The sequence below is a fragment of the Imhoffiella purpurea genome (genome assembly GCF_000585215.1).
In the GTDB taxonomy this organism is placed as follows: Bacteria; Pseudomonadota; Gammaproteobacteria; order Chromatiales; family Chromatiaceae; genus Imhoffiella; species Imhoffiella purpurea.
On record NZ_AONC01000009.1, the window covers coordinates 67597 to 89977 of the forward strand.

Here is a 22381-nt window from a genome sequence, read left to right on the forward strand (position 1 = left end):
GATTTCCACAACCCGAGAGGTCCTCGTGGCGCCCTTTCAGCTCTCGGGACGCCGGATGCGCCAGCAGTTGTGGATGCGCGGGTTGCGGGCGAAGTCCCTGGGCAGGGTCTCGGCGCTGATGTCGGCGACCCGCAGCGGCGAGAGTCCAGCGAGGTCGATGCGGAAGCGTCTCAGGTTGTTCGAGAAGATGAGGTCCCCGCCCGGCTCGAGCAGCCGCATCGCCGACTGGATGAGCCCGACGTGGTCGCGCTGGATGTCGAGCGTGCCGAACATGCGTTTGGAGGTCGAGAAACTGGGCGGGTCGAGAAAGATGAGGTCGAAGCGTCGGCGACCGTTCATCATGTCCAGCCAGCGCAGGCAGTCCGCCTGGACGAGTTCGTGCTCCTCGCCCTGGATCTTGTTGAGCATGAGGTTGCTCGCCGCCCATTCGAGATAGGTGCGCGACATGTCGACCGTGGTGGTCGAGACGGCGCCGGCCTTGGCGGCATAGACACTCGCGGTTCCCGTGTAGCCGAAGAGGTTGAGGAAGCGTTTGCCGGGTGCCAGCGTGCCGATCAGACGCCGCACGTCGCGGTGATCGAGGAAGAGCCCGGTGTCCAGATAGTCCTCGAAGTTGACCAGGAATCTGTGTCCGCCCTCGGAGACCTGGTGGAAGTGCCGCGTTTCGGCCAGGCGCTCGTACTGGCTCGATCCCTTCTGGGGCCGGCGCACCTTGAAATGAACCTGTTCGCCCGGGACCTCCAGAACCTCCGGGATGAGTCCGAGCGCCTCGCGCAGACGATGGCGCGCGCGTTTCGGATCGACGTTGGCCGGCGCGGCGTACTCCTGGACGTGGACCCAGCGCTTCTCGCCCTCGTAGATGTCGACCGCCAGGGCATATTCGGGCAGGTCCGCGTCGTAGACGCGCAGACAGGAGACGTCCTCGTCGCGTTGCCATTTCCGCAGCGCCTTCAGATTCTTGTTGATTCGGTTCGCCAGCATCTTGGCTCCGGGGCTGCGTTCCTCGAGCGGCAGCGGGCGCGGCTGATTCGAGACGAAATAGCGCGGTTCGACCTTGAAATGCAGCAGGCGGCATTCGATGGGGCCGTTGTAGAGGCTGTGCATGCGCTGCGCGCGCAGCCCCATGCATTTGCCGAGTTCGGGGTCGGCGGTGAAGATGCTGGCGCGCCAGCCGACGAAGCGCTCCTTGAGCACGGAGCCGAGGCGTCCGTAGAGCTCGGGAAGCTCGCCCTTGTCGCCGAGACGCTCGCCGTAGGGCGGGTTGACGATCAACAGCCCCTCGTCCTCCGGGCGACCGGGACGGCAGTCGGTCAGCTCGCGACGCTCGAAGTGGGCGAGGCCGGCGAGTCCGGCCCGTTCCAGGTTATGAAGGGAGACGCGCACCGCTTCGGAGCTGAGGTCGTAGCCGCGCAGGCTGCCGAGACGGCCCAGTCCGGCGTCGCGGCGGATGCGGGCCTCGTCGCGCAGACGCTGCCAGGTGGGTTCGTCGTGCTGGCTCCAGCCCTGGAAGCCGAAACGCTGGCGCATGTAGCCGGGCGCGATGTCGGCCGCGATCAGCGCGCCCTCGATGACCAGGGTGCCAGAGCCGCACATGGGGTCGAGCAGGGCGCCGCCCTCGGCCGCGATCTCGGGCCAGCCGGCGCGCAGCAGCAGGGCCGCGGCCAGGTTCTCCTTGAGCGGGGCCGCCGAGCCTTCCTCGCGATAGCCGCGCAGATGCAGCGACTGACCGGAGAGATCGATGCTGATGCCCGCCGTGTCCTGATGCCCGAAGACGTGGATGCGCAGATCCGGGTCGTCGGGGTCGACGCTCGGGCGCCGGCCGAAGCGCTCCGCGAAGCGGTCGGCGATGGCGTCCTTGACCCGCAGCACGGCGAAGTGCTTGTGGTTGATCCCGCTCAGGGTGCCGTCGAACTGGATCGCGAAGGTGCTCTCGGGGGTCAGATGATCCTCCCAGTGGATCTCGCGGGCGGCCTCGTAGAGTTCGTCCGGTCCGCTCACCGTCGATTGGGTGAGCGGCAGGAGGATGCGGTTGGCGACCCGCGACCAGAGACAGGCGCGGTAGGCGTCTTCCAGGGTGCCGGAGAAGCGGGCTCCGCCCCGCGTCTCGGTGGCATCGCGCATGCCGAGCTTGATCAGCTCCTCGGCGACCAGGCTCCCCATGTTTCTAGGGGCGGAGGCGAAAAAGATCAGGGGCGACATGCGGGGCGGATACTCCGGTAGATCTCGGTGAAGTGGGCCGAGCCGACCCCCTCTCGGGTGGGGCTGGGTAGGCTTGGGTCGTTGGCGGTGCGACCGAGCGAACGAAAACCCTCGGGAGGATCTCTATGGATCCTTCTTGATCAGATCGGCCAGCCCCTCGAAGGGGTTGAAGGTCGTTTGCTTGGCTCCGTCCTTGTCGCGCGTCTTGGCGGTTCCGGAGGCAAGCGAAGCCAGATGCTCCTCGTATTTCTGGTGCTCGTTGTCGTGACAGTAGATGCACAAGAGCTCCCAGTTGCTGCCGTCCGGCGGATTGTTGTCGTGGTCCATGTCCTTGTGATGGACCGTCAGCTCGCGCAGATTCTCGCGGGTGAAGGTCCGGGCGCAGCGGCCGCAGACCCAGGGATAGATCTTGAGCGCCTGCTCGCGATAGCCGGCCGCGCGCTCGTCGCTGGCCGCGCGCGCCTGGGCGACCACACGGTCGAGTTTGTCGGTATCGATCGGTTTGCCGGTCTTGGAGTGGCGTGCGCCGTTGCTGGTGGCCATGGGTGGATCCTTGTCGAAATGGCGGTCGGCTGGCCCGGACAGCTTCGCCGGTTGACAGGATGCTGGCCGCACAGAGAGACCGGAGCTTCTACAGGCCGGGTGAAGGGATGCCGGGAGCCTGACTCGGGGACAGGGCGCATCGGTCTTTCGCGTCGCCCGACCTTCCCATCCCGTGCGTCTGGATCGCTGGATGTTAGCAAACCGTCGAAGCCTTTGTCGCGACCGATCGCGCGATTCTCGGATCCGCTGCAGCCGCTTCGCCCGGTGTTGATTGCGGCCTGTTCCGGCTCAATCTTGATCCAAGCATGCGGCCAGGCGCATGCCCCGATGGCTTGCCGATACGAGAGGGCGGTATGACGGTCTTGAATACTGGTGTAACGAATTCGGCGAGGCGTGTCTGCGCCGCGCTCTTGGTCTCGGTCGTCGGCTCGGCGCAGGTCGCCGCCGAAGAGATCACCGAGGAACGGATCGCCACTGCGATCCAGGAACTGGACCGCGAGGCCCCCGATCTGCTGAGCCGTTCCGGTGTGCCCGGCATGGCGATCGCCGTGGTCTCCGGCGATCGGGTGCTCTACCAGCGGGGCTTCGGCGTCCGTGCCCTGGGCGGGGGCGAGCCCGTCGATACCGAGACGGTCTTCCAGCTCGCCTCCGTCTCGAAGCCGCTTGCGGCCACCGTCGTCGCCGGTCTCGTCGGGGACGGCCTGATCGCCTGGGAGACCCCGGTCTTCCGTTTCCTTCCGAGCTTCGTCCTCTCCGACCCCTGGGTCACCCGGTCCGTGACCCTGGCCGATCTGCTCTCGCATCGCAGCGGACTGCCCGATCACGCCGGGGATCTGCTGGAGGACCTGGGATTCGGCCGGGAAGAGATCCTGGCGCGTCTGAGGTGCGCGCCCCTATCGCCGTTCCGCATCACCAACGCCTACACCAATTTCGGTTTCACCGCCGCCGCCCTGGCCGGCGCCTCGGCCGCCGGAATGGAGTGGGCCGATGTCGCCGATCGACGGCTCTTCGCCCCGCTCGGCATGGACCGCAGCAGTTTCCGTTACGCGGACTATCTGGCTCGGACCAACCGTACCCTCGCCCATGCCTATGTCGACGGGGTCTATCAGCCGCTCTACGAGCGCGATGCCGACGCCCAGGCTCCGGCCGGCGGGGCGAGCGCCAGTGTGAGCGATCTGGCGAAGTGGGCGCAGCTCGTGCTGGACGAGGGCCGCTATGCCGGGGAACCGGTGATCCAGTCGGAGGCGCTTCTGCAGACGCAGCTGCCCCAGTCGATCAGCGATCCGGCGCCTACCGCGGACGGTCGATCAGGATTCTACGGACTGGGTTGGAACGTCGGCTACGACGACTCGGGCCGCACCAAGCTCAGTCATTCCGGTGCCTTCATGCTCGGCGTCGCCACCAGCGTCACCCTCTATCCGGGACTCGATCTCGGTATCCTGGTCCTGACCAACGGCGCACCCTACGGGCTGGCCGAGGCCACGTCGCAGATCTTCTTCGACCTGGTACTGGAAGGGGAGGTGCGGAACGACTGGCTGAGTCTCTACTTCGAGCGCTTCTCCGAGCTCTGGGCCCACGAGGGCGACTTCATGCGGGACTATCGCTCGCCGCCCGCGAGTCCCGAGCCCCCGCTGGCGCAATCCGCCTATGTGGGCATCTATGAGAGTCCCTACTACGGCCCGCTGACGGTCGCCTCCGGGGCCGCGGGGCTGCAGATCACCCTGGGGCCGCAGGCCATGACCTTTCCCCTGGCTCACTGGGACGGCGATCTCTTCGTGTTCGAGACGACCGGAGAGAACGCCCTCGGCCTCAGCGGCGCCGAGTTCGTGGTCGGCCCGAGCGGAAGCGCCGACAGTCTGATCCTGGAACGCTACAACCAGGCCGGGCTGGGGACCTTCACGCGGATCTCCGAGCTGCCGCCCTGTCCGTCCTGGTGTGCATGCGTCGGGTCGGATCGCGTCTCGTGGGGCTGTCGGTAATCGACCGACGGGCGTGTGAGTATCCGTATCTCACCGGGTCGGAATCCCCGGGGGGCTCCCGCTGAAAGCATCGCAATCCGACTCTGCCGCATGAGCGGACACCCGCCTCTTGCGGGGCAATGACTCTTGAGTCCCATGAGCGGGCATACGCATGCCTCAATTCAGCGTCCCCTCTAAACCGCACTGCGGTCATTGACGCTCCTCAGAATCGGCGGCTCGCTAATGCATAAAGACAGAGGTCAATTTCGCGGCTTCCGCGAACGAGTGTTTCGCCCGCAGCGGCGACGATACCGCCTGCGTCGGGTGCGATGGACAGATCTACTCCTTGGGAGTACATTGCTCGGATGCTGACCGTGATTGAAACCCCGTTGTTTCAGAAGCAATGGCCTCTGTACTGGACGGAGGACGAACGGGGCAGCTTCGCCGCCTACATCGCCGATAACCCCGGTGCTGGAGATGTGATTCCCGAGTCAGGAGGATTGCGCAAAGTCCGCTGGCGGTGGTCTGGATCGGGTAAATCCGGTGGTGTCAGGGCCATCTATTACACGTGCACCGCTGCAGGCGAGCTGATTCTTCTGACGCTTTACGCCAAGTCGAAGACAGACAACCTCACTGGACAGAAACTGCAGGAGATACGCCGTGCCCTCGAAAGTTGAACCATTGACGGAAAGCGAGATCGAGGTTTATGAAGCCAACCGTGATCTCGCGGCGGATCTACTCCAGGCGGTTCGAGAGATGAAGGCTGGGGAAGGACGCGTGGTATGGCCGTCAGCCCTGGCCGCAAGACAGGAAGTGGGACTGTCTCAGGCCCAGTTTGCAGAGTTGCTCGGCGTGTCCGTTCGCACCCTGCAAGGCTGGGAGCAGGGTCGCAAACAGCCCAGCGGTGCTGCGCGGACATTGCTCGCTATTGCAAGGCGAAATCCTAAGATCCTTCGAGACGTGGCAGAAGACCTCCGCTCGGGTGGTTCACGATGAGCAGGAAAATCGCCCCTCGATATCAAGTGTCTGCCTGAGGGCCGTGATCAAGCCCAATCGCTCGCCGGATCAGTAGCGCATCTCGATGAGTCACCTCCAGAGTTTCGTCGTGATCTAAGACCAATGCCGCTTGAGACTTCGCACCTCAACTGTGGGGATCTGCGCCCGCTTCGCTTACGTTACCTCGGCGGCCGATCTGGGGCAGGATTCGGACATTCCGATGCCAGGTTGCGCTGACAGCAATCCGCGTATAGGCATCGCTCGTACCAATGAGATGAATGTCAGCTTCTGGTGCCCCACGGGCGCAGACCGGTCAATGAGCCTCGACTGCTTTTGCTCTGACTCGCTGTTCGATCTCTGACCATGCGCCTTATTCGTCCGGTGAATCGGTGGCGTTGGCGCTACTCCTGCCGATGATCACGCGGACGACGCCTCCCGCAAGCGGTCAGCCACGCAATCGTCGGCGGATACCTCCGACGGCCTGAATCAGGCGCCTCCCCGATAGAGCTGGGACGGTTGAGAGTCCGCATAGTGTCGAATCGCCTCTTCGATCGAGATGAAGGGATCGTTCGCGGGCGAAGCCATCGGGAACGGCGCTCCTTGACGGCGTTCGTCGAGCGGGATCCTCACGCCGGCTCGGACAGGACCGATCGCGGCCACTCGATACCGGCTTGAATAGAGGTTGTCTCGATCATGGTTCGGAGTGGAATGACGGATCATCGGTGGCTGCTCCATGGATGTTGTTTCGTGGAAATCCTCGCCGACTGGCATCGCGGCTTGGGGGCAGCATAGGGCGGGGCGGCTGACCGAACACTGCATGGGCTTGTCAGCCAACCTTCAGCCAAGTCTCCGCGTATGGACTTCTTCAGCCGTTGCGCCCGACGGCGGTGACCATCTCGCGCGACTGGATGTGCGTACACGAGGCGATCGATCTCGGTTGGCGCTAAATCTCCAGGTACACCTAGGATTCGCAACGAAACTGACGATTGGCGGACCGTGACGCACAGCCGTCGTTCATCTGCCCTTCGCTACTCTGCCAGGCAAGGTCCCGATCCGTCGGGATGTCCGGTGTCACGAACCACTTGCCTGAGGAGCGCAAACCAATGACGACAACCACGACGTCGGACTCATCCGCCACTGCAGGAGATTCCGCAACAGCCCCGGAGAGCCGCCGGGTGCGGGTCTGGGATCCGCTGGTCTGCACCTTTCGATGGAGCGGTGTTTGACGATCACCCTACTCGGCGCATCCCTGCTGTAGGGATTGGTTTCGGCGGGCGCTTTGCGCCTACCATTCTGGCGGGATGGCGATGACGAGCACGGATACGAGCGTGACGTGACGACGGCCGATCGGAGCCTTTGGAGAGGGAGGGGAAAAGCGGAAACGGCTACGAGCGACAGGATCGGGCGGTGACTGGCGCAAGGAATCTTGAGACCAGGCGCCGGGTGAAAAATGGCCTGGAAGTCACGTTCGAGTCACGTAGGCAAAAAATAACCGGGGATGGCCCGGTCGATATGTTTATAAAGCATTGGTTGTGAATGGTGCGCGAGGGGGGACTCGAACCCCCACAGGTTTCCCCACTGGAACCTAAATCCAGCGCGTCTACCAATTCCGCCACTCGCGCGAGGTGGGGCATTCTACAGTGGATCGGCGCAAAGGCGTAGTGTCTCCAGTGCTATCCGTCGCGCCGAGCGGGGGCCTGTCCCATGTGGGGCAGGCCCCGTTCGGTGGGGTGGGGCTCTACCTGCTGAATCTGGTGCTGTGCGGGCCGGTCAGGGCGTGACCGTGGTCAGTCCCACGCTCACCCAGTCCTGCATGCCGCCGCGATACCATTTGAGCTTGTAGGTCGGGTAGCCGATCTCGACCAGGTTGCGGAGGTTGGCGGTCGATTGCGGACACCAGATGCCGTTGCAGAAGAGCACCAGGGTTTTGGCGTCGCTGAAGTCCCAGGCGCCGGTGTCGGGGTTGCGGTCGGCGCCGAATTCGTCTTCCAGGATGTGATCGAAGGTGTCGGCCTCGGAGGGCGTCTCGAAGGTGCCGGCGGTGTCGCGGCTGATTTTGTTCCAGGGGACGTTGACCGATCCCGGGATGGTGCCGCGCATGACCCAGTCTGGCGTGCGCGAGTCGATGACCATGATGTCGGATTCGCCCTGGGCGATCCGTTTCAGGTACCCGAGCACCTCCAGTTCGCCGATGGTCTCCACGCCCTCGATGGCGACCATCGGCTGGACGCAGAAGGGCGGGCAGCCCCGATCGGTCTTCTGGAAGATCTCGGGCAAGGTGGCATCGCGGTCGTGACCGCGCTGGATGGTGACCTTGTTGCCGTGGTCGATGACGTCGACGCTCTGGAGCGACGGGGTGATCATGTTGTCGGCGGCGATGGCCGAGAAGGGGGTTGTCAGGCAGGCGAGCAGCAGTGCGATCGAAGGCGTTGAACTACGCATGATGGAATTCTCCCCAGCGAGATGATGCGACGTGTGTGATCGAAGCGGTGTTCCTGGTCGGGTGGCCCTCTATTCCTGGCGCCAACTGGTCACGTAGGATGGGAAGTCCGCGTCTTTTTCGTGCATTGCCTGGTCGTACCCCAGCTCGCCTTGTCTACGGGCCTTCTCGGCCAGATCGGTCGCCTCCCGATACTTGCCCGATTTGGCGAGACTCTCCGCTTCGCCGATCATCTTCGCCGTGTCCCGCCATTCGCCGTCGACCGAGGCGGCCTTCTTGCGCGCCTGCTCGGCGGCCGCGATCGCCCGTTCGGCCTCGCTGGCGGCGGTCTCGTCGGTCTTCGCCGCGCCCGTCGCCTGCTCGTAGGCGAAGGTGTCCTGCTGCTTGGCCTTGTTGGCGATCTCGCGGGCCTTGGTGAACTGGCGCGAGGGCATGAGCCCCTCGGCCTGCTCGATCATGTTCGCCGTCTCGTCCGATGCGGCGTTGGCCTCCGCGGCCTTCTCGTGGGCGGCCTTGGCCTCGGCGATGGCCTGCTCGGCGTCGTTGCGATGCGTCGCCCAAGCGCTGGTCATGGGGACGGCCAGGATGAGCGCGGTCAGGATGGCCGCGACTGAATGCTGTCGGTTCTTCATCGAGTTGGATTCCTCTCGTCTCTCGTGATTGGCCTGCCGTGCCGGGACTCGGCGCCCCGCTCGGCCGGGGTCTGGGGGCTGCGGCTATTTGCGCGCCCCCGGTCCGTTGAGTTCGAGGCCGTTGTTCATGTAGGTGAGAAAATATTCGAGATTGCGGTATTCCTCGCTCTGCGGCTTGAAGGGCTTGGCGCGGACCTGTTTGTTGCAGCCGGAGAAGCGGCGGTGCAGGGTGCCCATCTCGCCCCACTTGGAGCGGTAGACCGGGAAATGCGTGGTGTGGCCGTAGGCCGGGCTGAGGATCTCGGTGCGCAGCGTGGTCCCGGAATTGCCCAAGTGGCAGTGGGCGCAGGAGAAATTGAGCTGGCCGCGGCGGGCGAAGTAGAACTGCTTGCCCGCTTCGTAGGCCGCCAATGCGCGCGGGTCGTCGCCGGGGATCTCGACGTCGGTGATCTGGCCGCGCGACTCGTAGGCGATGTAGGAGACCAGATCGGCGATCTTGCCCTTGCCATACTTGAGCGGCTCCTCGCCGTTGTCGGTCCGGCATTCGTTGATGGCCAGCGGGAGGGTGACGACCATGCCGCGGTCGCGGTCCCAGTAGGGATACTTGGCCTCCATGGCCGGGCCGTCCGGGAAGCAGTCGCTGTAGTGCTTGCCGTTGGCGAACGCGGTCTCCCACATGATCTCGCCGTTGCTGATGGCCGTCTCGTAGGGCGGGAATTCCTCGATCGCCTCCCAGTTCTCGCGCCCGACCGGGTCGATGGCGTAGGAGCCGTTCTTGAACTCGGTCGTGGGCACGGTGGGGAAGCGGTGCTTGAAATAGTCCTGGAAGTTCTTCTGATCCTCTTCGGGCGTGGCGGCGTTCGCGGCAGGAATCGCCAGCAGGCAGGCGAGGGCGGTGGCGAGCAGAGGGGCTGGTGCGTGATTCATGATGTGTTGCCTCCCGTGACGATGGCTCAGAGCGACCAGATGTATTCGACGACGTCGACGAATTCCTTGTGGGTCAGGATCTCGTGCTTGCCGAATGGGGGCATGACCGCCTCGGGGTTGGCGACGGTCGCGTCCCAGATCTGATTGGCCAGCGCCTGCTTGCTGGGGAAGCGCGTCTGCATGGCGATCAGGACGGGGCCGATCGCGCCCGGGCTGTCCGAGCCGGCCATCACGTGGCAGGCCACGCAGTTGCCCTTGGCACGGTCGTTGGCGACCACCTTGCCGGCGGTGGCATCGCCATCGAGCTTCCAGTCGGGCATCTCGGCGAACGCGGCGCTGGTTGTCAGGGCCGCCAGGCCCAGCGGCAGGGCGAGCAAGGCCCGGCGCGGTGAACGAAAGGACGACATGTGCGAAATCTCCTCGGCTTTTATGGTTGGTATGGGTCTTAATGGTCGTGTCCGTCGCTCGGCTCCGTTCCTCGACCGATGCGACTCGGGGCGCATGGATGCCTTCTCATGTGCCCGCTTCCAACGGTATCTGGCCGTCGAGTGAAAGGCGACGGCATCTCCATCGCTCGTGCTTCCTTGATCCTCGGGGTGTCGTCTGATGCGCACCCTCGTCATTCTTATGGGCCGGCCGCCTGCGGTTGAACGGCGGCCGTTGGGTCTATATCGGCTCGGGATTCGGGCATGTGCAAATGCCCGGATCCGTCCGTCCACAATGAGGGTGGACATCGGATTCATAAAGAGGGGTGGCTGGTATTCCTGGGTCAAGGCCAAACATAGATGCAGCCGACCCGATTTCGCTCTCGATGCCGACGCGCATCGGCATGGGGGCCTGGGTTACGCCAATCACGAGGAGGAATGTCTGCCAATGTCGCTATCACGAAGAGAATTCGTTCGTCTCATGGGGCTGGCCGGGGCGGCCGGCATGCTCCCCGCCGGTGCCTTCGCCGCCAAGCGTCTCCCCGCCGATCTCTATGAGACGCCTCGATTCGGAACCCTGCGTCTGCTGCACATCACGGACACCCACGCCCAGCTGAACCCCATCTATTTCCGCGAGCCGAACGTCAACATCGGGGTCGGGGATGCGCTCGGCAAGGCGCCGCATCTGGTCGGACGGACGCTGCTCGAGCATTTCGGCGTCGAGCCGGGCGGCATCGAGGCCCATGCGCTGACCTATCTGAACTATGCCGAGGGCGCCGAGCGCTTCGGGGCGGTCGGCGGCTTCGCCCATCTCAAGACCCTGGTCGACCGTCTGCGCGCCGAGGCCGGCGACGGCAACAGCCTGCTGCTCGACGGCGGCGATACCTGGCAGGGCTCGGGCACCGCCTACTGGACGCGCGGGATGGACATGGTCGGCGCCTGCAATCTGCTCGGGGTCGATGTCATGACCGGGCACTGGGAGTTCACCTATCGGGACGAGGAGGTCATCCGCAACATCGGCGCCTTCAATGGGGATTTCGTCGCCCAGAACGTCAAGGTGCGCGAGGAGGCCCTGTTCGACTACAAATTCGAGGACTTCGCCGGGTTCGACGAGGACCAGGGGCTGGCCTTCCGTCCCTACAGCATCAAGGAGATCGGCGGCGTCAAGGTGGCCGTCGTGGGTCAGGCCTTCCCCTATACGCCGATCGCCAATCCCAGCCGGTTCATCCCGGACTGGACCTTCGGGATCCAGGACGGGCGGATGCAGGAGATCGTCGACCGGGTCAGGGAGGAGGAGAATCCGGCCCTGGTGGTGGTGCTCTCGCACAACGGCATGGACGTCGACATCAAGATGGCCTCGCAGGTGACCGGGATCGACGTCATCTTCGGCGGCCACACCCACGACGGCATGCCGGCGCCGACGCTGGTCTCCAACGCCGACGGCAAGACCCTGGTCACCAACGCCGGTTCCAACGGCAAGTTCGTCGGCGTCATGGATCTGGACGTGAAGGATGGCAAGCTGAACGACTACCGCTATCGTCTGCTGCCGGTCTTCTCCAATCTGCTGAAGCCGGATCCGGCCATGGTGGATTACATCGCCGGGGTGCGCGCGCCCTACAAGGCCCAGTTGGAGGAGAAGCTGGCCGTGGCCGAGGAGACCCTCTACCGGCGCGGCAATTTCAACGGCACCTTCGATCAGGTGATCTGCGACGCCCTGCGCAAGGTCCATGACGCCCAGATCAGTCTCTCGCCCGGATTCCGCTGGGGGACCACGGTGCCGCCGGGACAGGCGATCACCATGGACAACGTCATGGATCAGACCTGTATCACCTATCCCGAGACCTATCGCCGCGAGATGAAGGGCAGGGACCTGAAAGCGATTCTGGAGGACGTCTGCGACAACCTCTTCAATCCGGATCCCTACGTCCAGCAGGGCGGCGACATGGTGCGGGTGGGTGGAATGAACTATGTCTGCGATCCGGCCGAGACCATCGGCAAGCGCATCCAGGAGATGACACTCGACGACGGGACTCCCATCGATCCGGACAAGGATTATGTGGTGGCAGGTTGGGCGACGGTCGGAAGCCAGTCGCCGGGCGAGCCGATCTGGGAGACGGTCGCGACCTATCTGCGCGACATCGAGACGGTCAAGATCGAGCGTCTGAACACGCCCAGGCTGAAGAACGTCGCGGGCAATCCGGGGATCGCCGATTATCCGGGGATCGTCTGAGGTCGGGAAAGACGAACGGGGCCAGCGGCCCCGTTCTTTCTATCCGCCGTTCCCGGAACATCCCAGTTCCGGGCCGGCGTCTATCCTGGGCCGCCTCAGTGGCTGACGGCGCCCTCGGCCCCGATGCCGGTTTCGCACCGGATCTTCTGGGCGTCGAATGCGGCCCGATCGATCTTGGCGCGCTCCGAGTTGTCCAGGAGCGAGACCAGCCAGATGAAGAAGAAGGCCAGCGGCATGGAGATGATCGCCGGGTTGTTCAGTCCGATCAGACCGGCCGAGACCTCCTTGCCGTCGATCATGGCCGTGTGACCCAGCACGTCGCCCCAGACCGCCTTCGACAGGATGGTCAGCACCACGGCGCTGATCAGACCCACGAGTCCGCCGACGACTGCGCCACGGGTGGTCATCTTGCCCCAGAAGATGGAGGTGATGAGCACCGGGAAGTTGGCGCTGGCCGCGATGGCGAAGGCCAGACCCACCATGAAGGCCACGTTCTGGCTCTCGAAGGCGATACCCAGTCCGATGGCGACCAGGCCCAGGGTGAAGGTCGCGATCTTGGAGACCCGGATCTCGGTGGCCTCGTTGCTGCGCCCGCGCGCGATGACGCTGGCGTAGAGGTCGTGCGAGATGGCCGAGGCGCCGGCCAGGGTCAGACCCGAGACCACCGCCAGGATGGTGGCGAAGGCGACGGCCGAGATGAAGCCGAGGAAGAGGTTGCCCCCGACGGCCTCCGCCAGACGGATGGCGACCATGTTGGTGCCGCCGTTCACGCCCTTGACGTCGACCAGCACGCCGTCCACCAGTGCGCCCGGCTTGAAGTACTCGGGATGCTGGGTCAGCAGAACGATGGCCGCGAAGCCGATGATGAAGGTCAGGATGTAGAAATAGCCGATGAAGCCGGTGGCGTAGAAGACCGACTTGCGCGCCTCCTTGGCATCCGGCACGGTGAAGAACCGCATCAGGATATGCGGCAGACCGGCGGTACCGAACATGAGCGCCAGGCCCAGCGAGATGGCGTTGACCGGGTCCGTGACCAGGGTGCCGGGACCCATGATGGCGTCTCCCTTGGGGTGGGTCTCGACGGCCTGACGGAACATCTCCTCGGGCGAGAAACCGAAATAGGCCAGCGAGGCCAGTGCCATGAAGGTCGCGCCCGCGAGCAGCAGGACGGCCTTGATGATCTGCACCCAGGTCGTGGCGGTCATGCCGCCGAAGATGACGTAGACCATCATGAGGATGCCGACCGCGACCACGGCCATCCAGTAGTCCAGACCGAAGAGGAGCTGGATCAGCTTGCCCGCGCCGACCATCTGGGCGATGAGATAGAAGGCGACCACGACCAGCGAGGAGACGGCCGCCATGGTGCGGATCGGGGTCTGGCCGAAGCGGTAGGAGCTGACGTCGGCGAAGGTGAACTTGCCCAGGTTACGGATCTGCTCGGCGATCAGGAACATGATGACCGGCCAGCCGACCAGGAAGCCGATGGAGTAGATGAGTCCGTCGTAGCCGGACGCGAAGACCAGGCCGGAGATACCTAGGAAGGAGGCGGCCGACATGAAGTCGCCGGCGATCGCGAGACCGTTCTGGAAACCGGTGATGCCGCCGCCGGCGGTGTAGAAGTCCTTGGCGGAACGGGTGCGCTTGGCCGCCCAGTAGGTGATGCCGAGCGTGCCGGCGACGAAGACCAGGAACATGCCGATGGCGGTGTAGTTGGTCGCCTGTCGCTCGACCTCGCCGGTCATGGCCGGCGCGGCCACCAGCACGAAAGGCGTCAGCAGCGCCAGCAGCACGCCCCAGAGTGCGAAACGCTTCATTGCATGTCCTCCCGGATCTCCTTGGTGAGGGCGTCGAAGCGGCCGTTGGCCCGGGCGACGTAGATCCCGGTGAGGATGAAGGCGGCGACGATGATGACGATGCCGATCGGGATGCCGATCGTGGTGGTGGCGCCCTCGGCGATGGGCGTGCCGAGCCAGGAAGGGGCGAAGGCGATGATCATGATGAAGCCGTAATAGATCACCAGCATGAGCACTGTCAGGTTCCAGGCGAAGCATTTGCGCGAGCAAACCAGCTCCTGGTAGCGCGGGTGCGCCTTGATGGCGTCGACCGAGTCTTGTTGCATGGGTTTTCCTAATCGTTTTGGAATCGTTATCTGAGAGTCGGGCAGCATGAAATCGGCCTCATGGGTGCGAGACCTGGATTGAGTTGTTCCGCCGGTTGGAGCGCGCACTGATGCTGCCCGCGTACTCGTTTGGCGAGCGCGGTGCCTCTCGTTGTTGCTTTAGTGATTGCGTGCGCGAACTGGGCGCGTAGGATTCTGTTGGTCGGCGGTGATAATCGTCAATCGGAAAGCGATTGATTCTTTCAATGTCGTCGATTGGCGATCGCTGGCGAGGGTCGGGTTGCGCGCGATGCGCAACCCTTGTCGAGCGGTGTCAGACCCTGACTCCAGGTGAGTGGCTGTAGCTGTCCAGGACGCTGAGATAGTTGGCGCGCTCGAGCTCGGCCGGATTGGGTGCCGAGAGCGCGCTTACGCGGCCGCGGAAATCCTCGACCGATTCGAATCCGTGCTCCTGCATCCAGTCTGCGATGTCGCCGAGCAGGAGCGCGGTGTAGGTGGGGCCCTTTTCCAGCAGTGCGCTGCACAGATGGACCACGTCGGCGCCGGCCAGGAGCAGCTTGATGGCATCCTCCGCGGTGTGGATGCCGCCGGTCGCTCCGAGCGAGAGATTCTCGATGCGCCCATAGAGGATGGCGATCCAGCGCATGGCCAGCAGTGACTCGGCCGAGGTGGAGTGGGTGAGCCTGGCGCGCAGGGCGAGCCGGCCGACGTCGATGTCCGGCTGATAGAAACGGTTGAAGAGCGAGACGCCGTTGACACCCGCGTCCGCGAGACGTTTGACGAAATTGCCGACCGAGCTGAAGGTCGGCGAGAGCTTCATGTTGATGGGGATGCGGATCTCACCGCGCAGCTCTTTCAGCAGCTCGAGATAGAGATTTTCGACCTCGGCGCCGCTCTGATCGAGATTGGCCGCGACGTAATAGACGTTCAGTTCCAGTGCGTCGGCCCCGGCCTGCGCGAGCTCGATGGCATGCTTGATCCAGCCGCTGTCGGTGACCCCGTTGAGACTGGCGATGACGGGGATGTCGAGCGACTCCTTCAGCTTGCGGATCTGTTCCAGATAGAGTTCCAGTCCGTTCTGGAAATCCTGGTGATCGGGCAGGTAGCCCGCGGTGCTCTCGGCGAACCCCGTGTCCTGATGGTGCAGGAAACGCACCATGGACTCGGACTCGGCCGTGATGGCCTCCTCGAACAGCGAATACATGATGATGGCGGCCGCGCCGCTGTCCTCGAGCTCGCGCGCGATGTCGAGACTTCGGGACAGTGGAGAGGCCGAGGGGACCAGCGGATTCTTGAGCTCCAGTCCGAGATACTTGGTCGTCAGATTCATGGTCGGCTACGCCTCGTTGACAAGATCGTTTGCGGTCCGTGGCGGATCCCATCCATATGGGATCCGCCGTCGCCAATTGGAACCGGTCGGATGAGACCTATCGGATGGGACCTACTCGGATGCGGGTGATTTTTGGACCGCCAGCTGGGCCAGCTGCTCGTAGAGATCGAACCGCGTCTGGACCTGCTTCTGGGCCATCTGCAGGAAACGCTCCGCGGCATCCGGATGGGTGCGGGTCAGCAGGCTGAAGCGGGTCTCCGAGCTCATGAAATCCCGATAGGGGATGCTCGGCGGCTTGGAGTCGATCAGCAGCGGGTTCTCGCCGCGCCCGGTACGGCGCGGGTCGTAGCGGAACAGCGGCCAGTGACCCGAGTTGACGGCCATGTCCTGCTGACGCAGGTTGTTGGACAGGTCCACGCCGTGGGCGATGCAGGGCGCATAGCAGATGATGATCGAAGGTCCTTCGTAGGACTCGGCCTCGAGGAAGGCGCGCACGGTCTGCATGTCCTTGGCACCGAAGGCGACATGGGCGACATAGACGTTCTCGTAGGCCATGGCCATCATGGCCAGATCCTTCTTGAAGGTCGGCTTGCCGCCCGCGGCGAACTTGGCGACCGCCCCGAGCGGCGTCGCCTTGGAGTTCTGGCCGCCGGTGTTGGAATAGACCTCGGTGTCCAGGATCAGCAGGTTGACGTTGCGTCCGCTGGCGAGCACATGGTCGACGCCGCCATAGCCGATGTCGTAGGCCCAGCCGTCGCCGCCGACGATCCAGACGCTGCGCCTGACCAGCTGATCGCAGATGTGCTCCAGACTGCGGGCTTCGGGTCCCTCGATGACGGAGAGCTTCTCGCGCAGGGCGGCGACACGCTCGCGCTGCTCGTGAAGCCCGGTCTCGGTCGACTGGTCGGCGTTCAGGAGGGCCTCGGCCAGATCGCTGCCGATGCGGTCAGCCAGACGGGCGACCAGTTCGCGGGCCTGGGCCGTCTGCTTGTCCACGGCGAGACGCAGACCCAGACCGAACTCGGCGTTGTCCTCGAACAGCGAGTTGTTCCAGCTCGGGCCGCGTCCCTCCGGGGTGGTGGTGTAGGGCGTGGTCGGCAGGTTGCCGCCGTAGATGGACGAGCAGCCGGTGGCGTTGGCGATCAGCATGCGGTCGCCGAAGAGCTGGGTGGCGAGCTTGATGTAGGGCGTCTCGCCGCAGCCCACGCAGGCCCCAGAGAACTCGAACAGCGGCTGCATCATCATGGCGTGCTTGATCTTGGATGCATCCAGCTTGGTACGGTCGTATTCGGGCAGATCCAGGAAGAAATCCCAGTTGGCCTTTTCCTGGGCGTGGATGAGTTCGGCGTCGACCATGTCGAGCGCCTTGTGCTCTGGGTCCTTGCGATCGCGGATCGGGCAGACCTCGGCGCACAGACCGCATCCGGTGCAGTCTTCGGGCGCGATCTGGTAGGTGACCTGATAGCCCGCGGGGAAGTCCTTGCCCTTGATGGTCGCGTGCAGGAAGCCCTCGGGGGCCGACTCGGTGAGCTCGGCCGGGTAGACCTTGGCGCGGATGGCGGCATGAGGGCAGACCAGCGGACATTTGCCGCACTGGGTGCAGAGATTCTGATCCCACTTGGGCAGCTTCAGCGCCAGGTTGCGCTTCTCGAACTGGGTCGTTCCGGTCGGCCAGGTACCGTCGGACGGCATGAGGCTGACCGGGAGCTGGTTGCCGTTCCCGGCGAGCAATGTGGCCGTCACCTGGCGCACGAAATCGGGTGCATCGTCCGGGACCACGGGTGGACGATCGAAGGTGCTCGAGACCTCGCCGGGCACCGAAACCTGGTGCAGCCCGGCCAGCGCCGCGTCGATGGCCTGATAGTTTCGGTCCAGCAGGGCCTGACCCTTCTTGCCGTAGGTCTTCTTGACCGCCTCCTTGATGTGGGCGATCGCCTCGTCCTTGGGCAGGATGCCCGAGATGGCGAAGAAACAGGTCTGCATGATGGTGTTGATGCGCCGGCCCATGCCAGTTGCGGCGGCGATGCCGTAGGCGTCGATGACGTAGACGCTCAGTTCCTTCTCGAGGATGGTCCGCTGCATGCGGCGCGGCAGATCGTCCCAGACCCGCTCGGGGGGGGTGTGCGAGTTGAGCAGGAAGACGCCGCCCTTGCGCGCCTTGTCGAGCATGTCGTAGCGGGTCAGGAAGGTCGGCTGGTGGCAGGCGACGAAACTCGCCTCGTCGTTGCCGATCAGGTAGGTGCTGTTGATCGGGTTGGGGCCGAAGCGCAGATGGCTGATGGTGATGGCGCCGGCCTTCTTGGAGTCGTACTCGAAATAGCCCTGACCGAAGTTGGGCGTCTCCTCCGAGATGATCTTGATGGAGTTCTTGTTGGCGGAGACGGTGCCGTCCGAGCCCAGACCGTAGAAGACGCAGGCGGTCACGCCCTGCATGGCGCTCGACTTGAAGTCCGGATCCCAGTCCAGGCTGGTATGGCCGACGTCGTCGAGGATGCCGACGGTGAAATGGTTCCTCGGGGCCGGCTTGGCGAGTTCGTCGAAGACGCCCTTGACCATGGCCGGGGTGAACTCCTTGGAGCCCAGGCCGTAGCGCCCGCCGAGGACGCGCGGCATGCTCGCCAGCTCTCCTTCGCCGTGGGCCTGAGCCAGGGCGGTCAGGATGTCCTTGTAGAGCGGTTCGCCGTCGGCGCCCGGCTCCTTGGTGCGGTCGAGCACGGCGATGCATTTGGTCGTGCCGGGCAGGGCGGCGATCAATCGGGCTGGATCGAATGGGCGGAACAGACGGACCTTGACCAGACCCACCTTCTCGCCGAGCGCGGTCAGGTGTTCGACCGTCTCCTCGGCGGCGCCGATCCCCGAGCCCATGAGCGCGATCACGCGCTCGGCATCGGGTGCGCCCACGTATTCGAATAGACCGTACTGGCGTCCGGTGAGCGCGGCGAAGCGGTCCATGACGCCCTGGACGATATCCGGGGTCGCCGTGTAGTAGGGGTTGACCGTCTCGCGCCCCTGGAAATAGACGTCCGGATTCTGCGAGGTGCCGCGCAGCTTGGGGCGGTCCGGATTCAGTCCGCGTGCCCGGCAGGCGGCGACCAGATCCTCGTCGATCATGGCGCGAATCGTGTCGACGGGTAGCTTCTCGATCTTGGAGACCTCGTGCGAGGTGCGGAAGCCGTCGAAGAAATGCAGCAAGGGGACCCGGCTTTCCAGGGTCGACGCCTGCGCGATCAGGGCGAAGTCCATGACCTCCTGCACCGAGGCGGCGCAGAGCATGGCGTAACCGGTCGCCCGGCAGGCCATGACGTCCGAGTGGTCGCCGAAGATCGAGAGGGCCTGGGCGGCGAGGGAGCGCGCCGAGACATGGAAGACGGTCGGCGAGAGCTCGCCGGCGATCTTGTACATGTTCGGGATCATCAGCAGCAGACCTTGCGAGGCCGTGAAGGTGGTGGCCAGGGATCCGCCTTGCAGGGCGCCGTGGATGGCACCGGCGGCGCCGGCCTCGCTCTGCATCTCGACGACATCGGGGATCGTGCCCCACAGATTCGTGATTCCCTGAGCGGACCAGTCGTCCGCCCACTCGCCCATGTTCGAGGAGGGCGTGATGGGGTAGATGGCGATGACCTCGTTGGTCATATGGGCGACATAGGCGGCGGCTTCATTGCCGTCGAGGGTGACCATGCTCTTGTGCGACATCGAACTATCCGGAGTGTGGGTGGAAAGGGGGATGACCGCGACGCGGCATTGCAGCATTGGACTCCGAGTCCGTCGATCGAGGAAGGATGCCCCGTCCTGCTTGGCCATCCGGCTCGATCCGTGCGTTTCTTCCCTGCGCGATTCTCGATTACCGGCACACTATAGACCCAAAGCGGTGGGCATTGTCGATGCTCTTCGCGTGACTTTTCCGCCAATCGGCCGCGACATGATTTGAATCATCTGCCTATAGTGCGGCACCGACGCGCGGTCGGTTAAAGTAAACAATTTTCCGAGTGCAGGACCCTTAATGGAGTCTCCCATGCTGACCTTCAGGCCCATGCGCGACGACGATCTGAGAGCCGTCCTCGCGGTGGAGCGCCAATCCTACGCCTTCCCCTGGAGTCTTGGGATCTTCGAGGACTGTCTGCGGGTCGGCTATTCCTGCTGGGTCGGCGAGCTCGGGTCGGAGATCGCGGCGCACGGGATCATGTCGGTCGCGGTCGGGGAATGCCACGTCTTCAATCTCTGCGTCCATCCGGACCACCAGCGGCGGGGATATGGCCGCAGGCTGCTGCGGCATCTGTTGTCGCAGGCGCTCGAGCGCGGGGCCGAGACCGCCTTCCTGGAGGTCCGGGCCTCGAACGCGGGCGCCCGGGCGCTCTATGCCTCCGAGGGTTTTTGCGAGATCGGGACTCGCCCCCGCTACTATCCGGCGCCCGGCGGGCGGGAGGACGCGACCCTGCTGGCGCGTCAGTTGGGAGACCTGGATCTGGGGCAGCGCGTCGCCTGACCTCTCCGGAGATCCAGAGCGCGTCGGCCGTGCCTGAGCCGTTCCGATTGGATATACTCCCGCGATTTACCAGCGCAATCCCATCACGACCCCTCTATGAGCGAGCTCCAAGAGCAACTGCACAAGCGCCGTACCTTCGCCATCGTTTCTCACCCGGACGCGGGGAAGACCACGCTCACCGAAAAGCTGCTCCTCTTCGGCGGGGCCATTCAGCTCGCCGGTACCGTCAAGGGCCGCAAGGCGGCTCGGCACGCCACCTCGGACTGGATGGAGCTCGAGAAGGAGCGCGGCATCTCCGTGACCTCCTCGGTCATGCAGTTCCCCTATGGCGACGCCATCGTCAATCTGCTCGACACCCCCGGTCACGAGGATTTCTCCGAGGACACCTATCGGACCCTGACGGCGGTCGACTCGGCGTTGATGGTGATCGACGTCGCCAAGGGCGTCGAGGAGCGGACCATCAAGCTGATGGACGTCTGCCGGCTGCGCGACACCCCCATCCTCACCTTCGTCAACAAGCTCGACCGCGAGGGCCGCGACGCCATCGAGATCCTCGACGAGATCGAGGAGGTGCTCAAGATCCGGTGCTCCCCCGTGACCTGGCCGATCGGCATGGGCAAGCGCTTCAAGGGGGTCTACGACCTGCGCACCGGCAAGACCCATCTGTTCAGCGCCCAGCATGGCGGCAGGATCGCCGAGGGCGAGGTGATCGACGGTCTCGACAATCCGCGCATGGACGAGATCCTGGGGGATCAGGCCCAGGAGCTGCGCGAGGAGCTCGAGCTGGTCGAGGGGGCGAGCCACCCGCTCGATCTCGATGCCTATGCGGCCGGCAAGCAGACCCCGGTTTTCTTCGGTTCGGCGATCAACAACTTCGGCGTGCGCGAGCTGCTCGACGCCTTCGCCCAGTACGCCCCGCCGCCGCGTCCCCGGCCGACCCAGCAGCGCACCGTCTCGCCGGACGAGGAGACCTTCACCGGATTCGTGTTCAAGATCCAGGCGAACATGGATCCGGCCCATCGCGACCGGGTCGCCTTCATGCGCGTCTGCTCGGGCTGCTACACCAAGGGCATGAAGATGCGCCACGTGCGCATCGGCAAGAACATCCAGGTGGCCAACGCCATCACCTTTCAGGCCGACGAGCGCCGTCATGTCGAGGAGGCATGGCCGGGCGACATCATCGGTCTGCACAATCACGGCACCATTCAGATCGGCGATACCTTCACCGAGGGCGAGAGCCTCAAGTACGAGGGCATCCCCTATTTCGCGCCCGAGCTGTTCCGCCGGGTCGTGCTCAAGGATCCGCTGCGGATGAAGGCGCTGCAGAAAGGCGTGCTGCAGCTCTCGGAGGAGGGCGCCACCCAGTCCTTCCGTCCGCTCAAGAACAACGATCTGATCCTGGGCGCGGTCGGCGTGCTCCAGTTCGACGTCGCGGCCTATCGTCTCAAGGACGAGTACAACGTGGATGCCATCGTCGAGGCGGTCGGCGTCAAGACCGCCCGTTGGATCCATTGCGACGACCCCAAGATGCTGGAGCGGTTCAAGGAGAAGAACTACGAGAACCTCGCCCTGGACGGCGACGATCAGCTGGTCTATCTGGCCCCGACCATGGTCAACCTGAGCCTGGCACAGGAACGCTGGCCCGACGTTCGCTTCCTGGCCACCCGAGAACTCTGATCTCGGCAAGCTGTATCGAACCGCAAAGGCGCACGGGACACCCTTGGGATCCTTTGCGCCCTTCGCGCCTTTGCGGTTCGAATTCCCGAATTCGAATCGATTCACCGACGGAGTGATGACGATGGAAACCGAAGCAGTGGCGGAGCTGATCCGCGCCGGCATCCCGGGCGCAGACGTGCAGGTCTCGGGTGACGGCAGTCATTTCGAGGCGATCGTCGTCAGCGACGTCTTCGAGGGTCTGACCCCGATCAAGCGCGAGCGTCTGGTGATGGAGACGGTGCGCGAGCAGGTCGCGAGCGGCGAGCTGCATGCGCTGTCCGTCAAGGCGCGCACCCCGGCCCAGCAGGCCGCGATCGGGACCTGATCCTTCACGCGGGGGATCTGCTGTACAGGACATAAGTGCCGGGGTCGCCCCGCCTGGC

Annotated in this window: 17 protein-coding genes and 1 tRNA gene; 7 read left to right on the forward strand and 11 right to left on the reverse strand. The window is 64.5% G+C overall.

The annotated features are described in order from the left end of the window. Positions 1–36: 36 nt before the first annotated feature. The gene (gene rlmKL / locus D779_RS03190) at positions 37–2199 is read right to left on the reverse strand and encodes a bifunctional 23S rRNA (guanine(2069)-N(7))-methyltransferase RlmK/23S rRNA (guanine(2445)-N(2))-methyltransferase RlmL (RefSeq protein ID WP_043749311.1); all 2163 of its coding nucleotides are present in this window, start codon (positions 2197–2199) and stop codon (positions 37–39) included. A gap of 123 nt (positions 2200–2322) precedes the next feature. Continuing rightward, the gene (locus D779_RS03195) at positions 2323–2742 is read right to left on the reverse strand and encodes a YajD family HNH nuclease (protein ID WP_052347765.1); all 420 of its coding nucleotides are present in this window, start codon (positions 2740–2742) and stop codon (positions 2323–2325) included. Between the two features lie 353 nt (positions 2743–3095). On the opposite strand from D779_RS03195, the gene D779_RS03200 reads away from it, so the two are divergent. From D779_RS03200 to D779_RS21510, 3 genes are all read left to right on the forward strand, one after another. Further along, on the forward strand, positions 3096–4721 hold the full coding sequence (locus D779_RS03200; protein ID WP_081763298.1) for a serine hydrolase: 1626 nt from the start codon (positions 3096–3098) through the stop codon (positions 4719–4721). Positions 4722–5065: 344 nt separating this feature from the next. Then, on the forward strand, positions 5066–5377 hold the full coding sequence (locus tag D779_RS03205; protein WP_043749313.1) for a hypothetical protein: 312 nt from the start codon (positions 5066–5068) through the stop codon (positions 5375–5377). After that, positions 5361–5696, forward strand: coding sequence for a helix-turn-helix domain-containing protein (locus tag D779_RS21510; RefSeq protein WP_043749316.1), 336 nt, complete (start codon positions 5361–5363; stop codon positions 5694–5696). Before D779_RS03205 ends, D779_RS21510 begins: the two co-directional genes overlap by 17 nt. A 1537-nt stretch (positions 5697–7233) precedes the next feature. Here the strand turns inward: D779_RS21510 and D779_RS03215 are convergent. From D779_RS03215 to soxX, 5 genes are all read right to left on the reverse strand, one after another. Then, a tRNA-Leu gene (locus tag D779_RS03215) sits at positions 7234–7318 on the reverse strand. Between the two features lie 148 nt (positions 7319–7466). After that, the gene (locus tag D779_RS03220) at positions 7467–8138 is read right to left on the reverse strand and encodes a rhodanese-like domain-containing protein (protein WP_043749318.1); all 672 of its coding nucleotides are present in this window, start codon (positions 8136–8138) and stop codon (positions 7467–7469) included. A 69-nt stretch (positions 8139–8207) separates the two neighbouring features. Then, positions 8208–8768, reverse strand: coding sequence for a hypothetical protein (locus D779_RS03225; protein ID WP_043749321.1), 561 nt, complete (start codon positions 8766–8768; stop codon positions 8208–8210). Positions 8769–8852: 84 nt separating this feature from the next. Further along, positions 8853–9695: a sulfur oxidation c-type cytochrome SoxA gene (soxA, locus tag D779_RS03230; protein WP_043749323.1), complete on the reverse strand. Its 843-nt coding sequence runs from the start codon at positions 9693–9695 to the stop codon at positions 8853–8855. Positions 9696–9721: 26 nt separating this feature from the next. Then, the gene (gene soxX, locus D779_RS03235) at positions 9722–10102 is read right to left on the reverse strand and encodes a sulfur oxidation c-type cytochrome SoxX (RefSeq protein ID WP_043749326.1); all 381 of its coding nucleotides are present in this window, start codon (positions 10100–10102) and stop codon (positions 9722–9724) included. Between the two features lie 466 nt (positions 10103–10568). On the opposite strand from soxX, the gene soxB reads away from it, so the two are divergent. After that, entirely contained in the window at positions 10569–12350 is a 1782-nt protein-coding gene (gene soxB / locus D779_RS03240) for a thiosulfohydrolase SoxB (protein ID WP_043749488.1), read from the forward strand. A 95-nt stretch (positions 12351–12445) separates the two neighbouring features. Here soxB and D779_RS03245 read toward each other — a convergent pair whose 3' ends face one another. The 4 genes from D779_RS03245 to nifJ form a co-directional block, all read right to left on the reverse strand. Beyond that, positions 12446–14164, reverse strand: a complete 1719-nt coding sequence (locus D779_RS03245; protein ID WP_043749328.1) for a cation acetate symporter — start codon at positions 14162–14164, stop codon at positions 12446–12448. After that, positions 14161–14469 carry a DUF485 domain-containing protein gene (locus tag D779_RS03250; protein WP_043749332.1) on the reverse strand — a complete coding sequence of 103 codons (309 nt, stop codon included), beginning with the start codon at positions 14467–14469 and terminating at the stop codon, positions 14161–14163. The genes D779_RS03245 and D779_RS03250 overlap by 4 nt, the downstream gene beginning before the upstream one ends. A 313-nt stretch (positions 14470–14782) precedes the next feature. Beyond that, positions 14783–15799, reverse strand: coding sequence for a dihydroorotate dehydrogenase-like protein (locus D779_RS03255; RefSeq protein WP_043749334.1), 1017 nt, complete (start codon positions 15797–15799; stop codon positions 14783–14785). 111 nt (positions 15800–15910) lie between these two features. Beyond that, positions 15911–19492 carry a pyruvate:ferredoxin (flavodoxin) oxidoreductase gene (nifJ, locus tag D779_RS03260; RefSeq protein WP_043749337.1) on the reverse strand — a complete coding sequence of 1194 codons (3582 nt, stop codon included), beginning with the start codon at positions 19490–19492 and terminating at the stop codon, positions 15911–15913. Positions 19493–19811: 319 nt separating this feature from the next. Between nifJ and rimI the strand changes: the two genes are divergently transcribed. From rimI to D779_RS03275, 3 genes are all read left to right on the forward strand, one after another. Then, the gene (gene rimI, locus D779_RS03265; protein ID WP_043749340.1) at positions 19812–20282 is read left to right on the forward strand and encodes a ribosomal protein S18-alanine N-acetyltransferase; all 471 of its coding nucleotides are present in this window, start codon (positions 19812–19814) and stop codon (positions 20280–20282) included. A gap of 96 nt (positions 20283–20378) precedes the next feature. After that, positions 20379–21959, forward strand: coding sequence for a peptide chain release factor 3 (locus D779_RS03270; protein WP_043749342.1), 1581 nt, complete (start codon positions 20379–20381; stop codon positions 21957–21959). Positions 21960–22080: 121 nt separating this feature from the next. After that, positions 22081–22323 (forward strand): BolA family protein, encoded by a 243-nt coding sequence (locus tag D779_RS03275; RefSeq protein WP_043749492.1) that lies wholly within the window; start codon positions 22081–22083, stop codon positions 22321–22323. The last annotated feature ends 58 nt before the right edge of the window (positions 22324–22381 follow it).

Bases quoted from the DNA above. Each gene is read 5' to 3' on its own strand.
- nifJ (WP_043749337.1), bottom strand. From the start codon at position 19,492: ATGTCGCACAAGAGCATGGTCACCCTCGACGGCAATGAAGCCGCCGCC.
- D779_RS03205 (WP_043749313.1), top strand. From the start codon at position 5,066: ATGCTGACCGTGATTGAAACCCCGTTGTTTCAGAAGCAATGGCCTCTG.
- D779_RS03275 (WP_043749492.1), top strand. From the start codon at position 22,081: ATGGAAACCGAAGCAGTGGCGGAGCTGATCCGCGCCGGCATCCCGGGC.
- soxA (WP_043749323.1), bottom strand. From the start codon at position 9,695: ATGAATCACGCACCAGCCCCTCTGCTCGCCACCGCCCTCGCCTGCCTG.
- D779_RS03255 (WP_043749334.1), bottom strand. From the start codon at position 15,799: ATGAATCTGACGACCAAGTATCTCGGACTGGAGCTCAAGAATCCGCTG.
- D779_RS03250 (WP_043749332.1), bottom strand. From the start codon at position 14,469: ATGCAACAAGACTCGGTCGACGCCATCAAGGCGCACCCGCGCTACCAG.
- rimI (WP_043749340.1), top strand. From the start codon at position 19,812: ATGCTGACCTTCAGGCCCATGCGCGACGACGATCTGAGAGCCGTCCTC.
- D779_RS03245 (WP_043749328.1), bottom strand. From the start codon at position 14,164: ATGAAGCGTTTCGCACTCTGGGGCGTGCTGCTGGCGCTGCTGACGCCT.
- D779_RS03270 (WP_043749342.1), top strand. From the start codon at position 20,379: ATGAGCGAGCTCCAAGAGCAACTGCACAAGCGCCGTACCTTCGCCATC.
- soxX (WP_043749326.1), bottom strand. From the start codon at position 10,102: ATGTCGTCCTTTCGTTCACCGCGCCGGGCCTTGCTCGCCCTGCCGCTG.
- D779_RS03225 (WP_043749321.1), bottom strand. From the start codon at position 8,768: ATGAAGAACCGACAGCATTCAGTCGCGGCCATCCTGACCGCGCTCATC.
- rlmKL (WP_043749311.1), bottom strand. From the start codon at position 2,199: ATGTCGCCCCTGATCTTTTTCGCCTCCGCCCCTAGAAACATGGGGAGC.
- D779_RS03195 (WP_052347765.1), bottom strand. From the start codon at position 2,742: ATGGCCACCAGCAACGGCGCACGCCACTCCAAGACCGGCAAACCGATC.
- D779_RS03220 (WP_043749318.1), bottom strand. From the start codon at position 8,138: ATGCGTAGTTCAACGCCTTCGATCGCACTGCTGCTCGCCTGCCTGACA.
- soxB (WP_043749488.1), top strand. From the start codon at position 10,569: ATGTCGCTATCACGAAGAGAATTCGTTCGTCTCATGGGGCTGGCCGGG.
- D779_RS03200 (WP_081763298.1), top strand. From the start codon at position 3,096: ATGACGGTCTTGAATACTGGTGTAACGAATTCGGCGAGGCGTGTCTGC.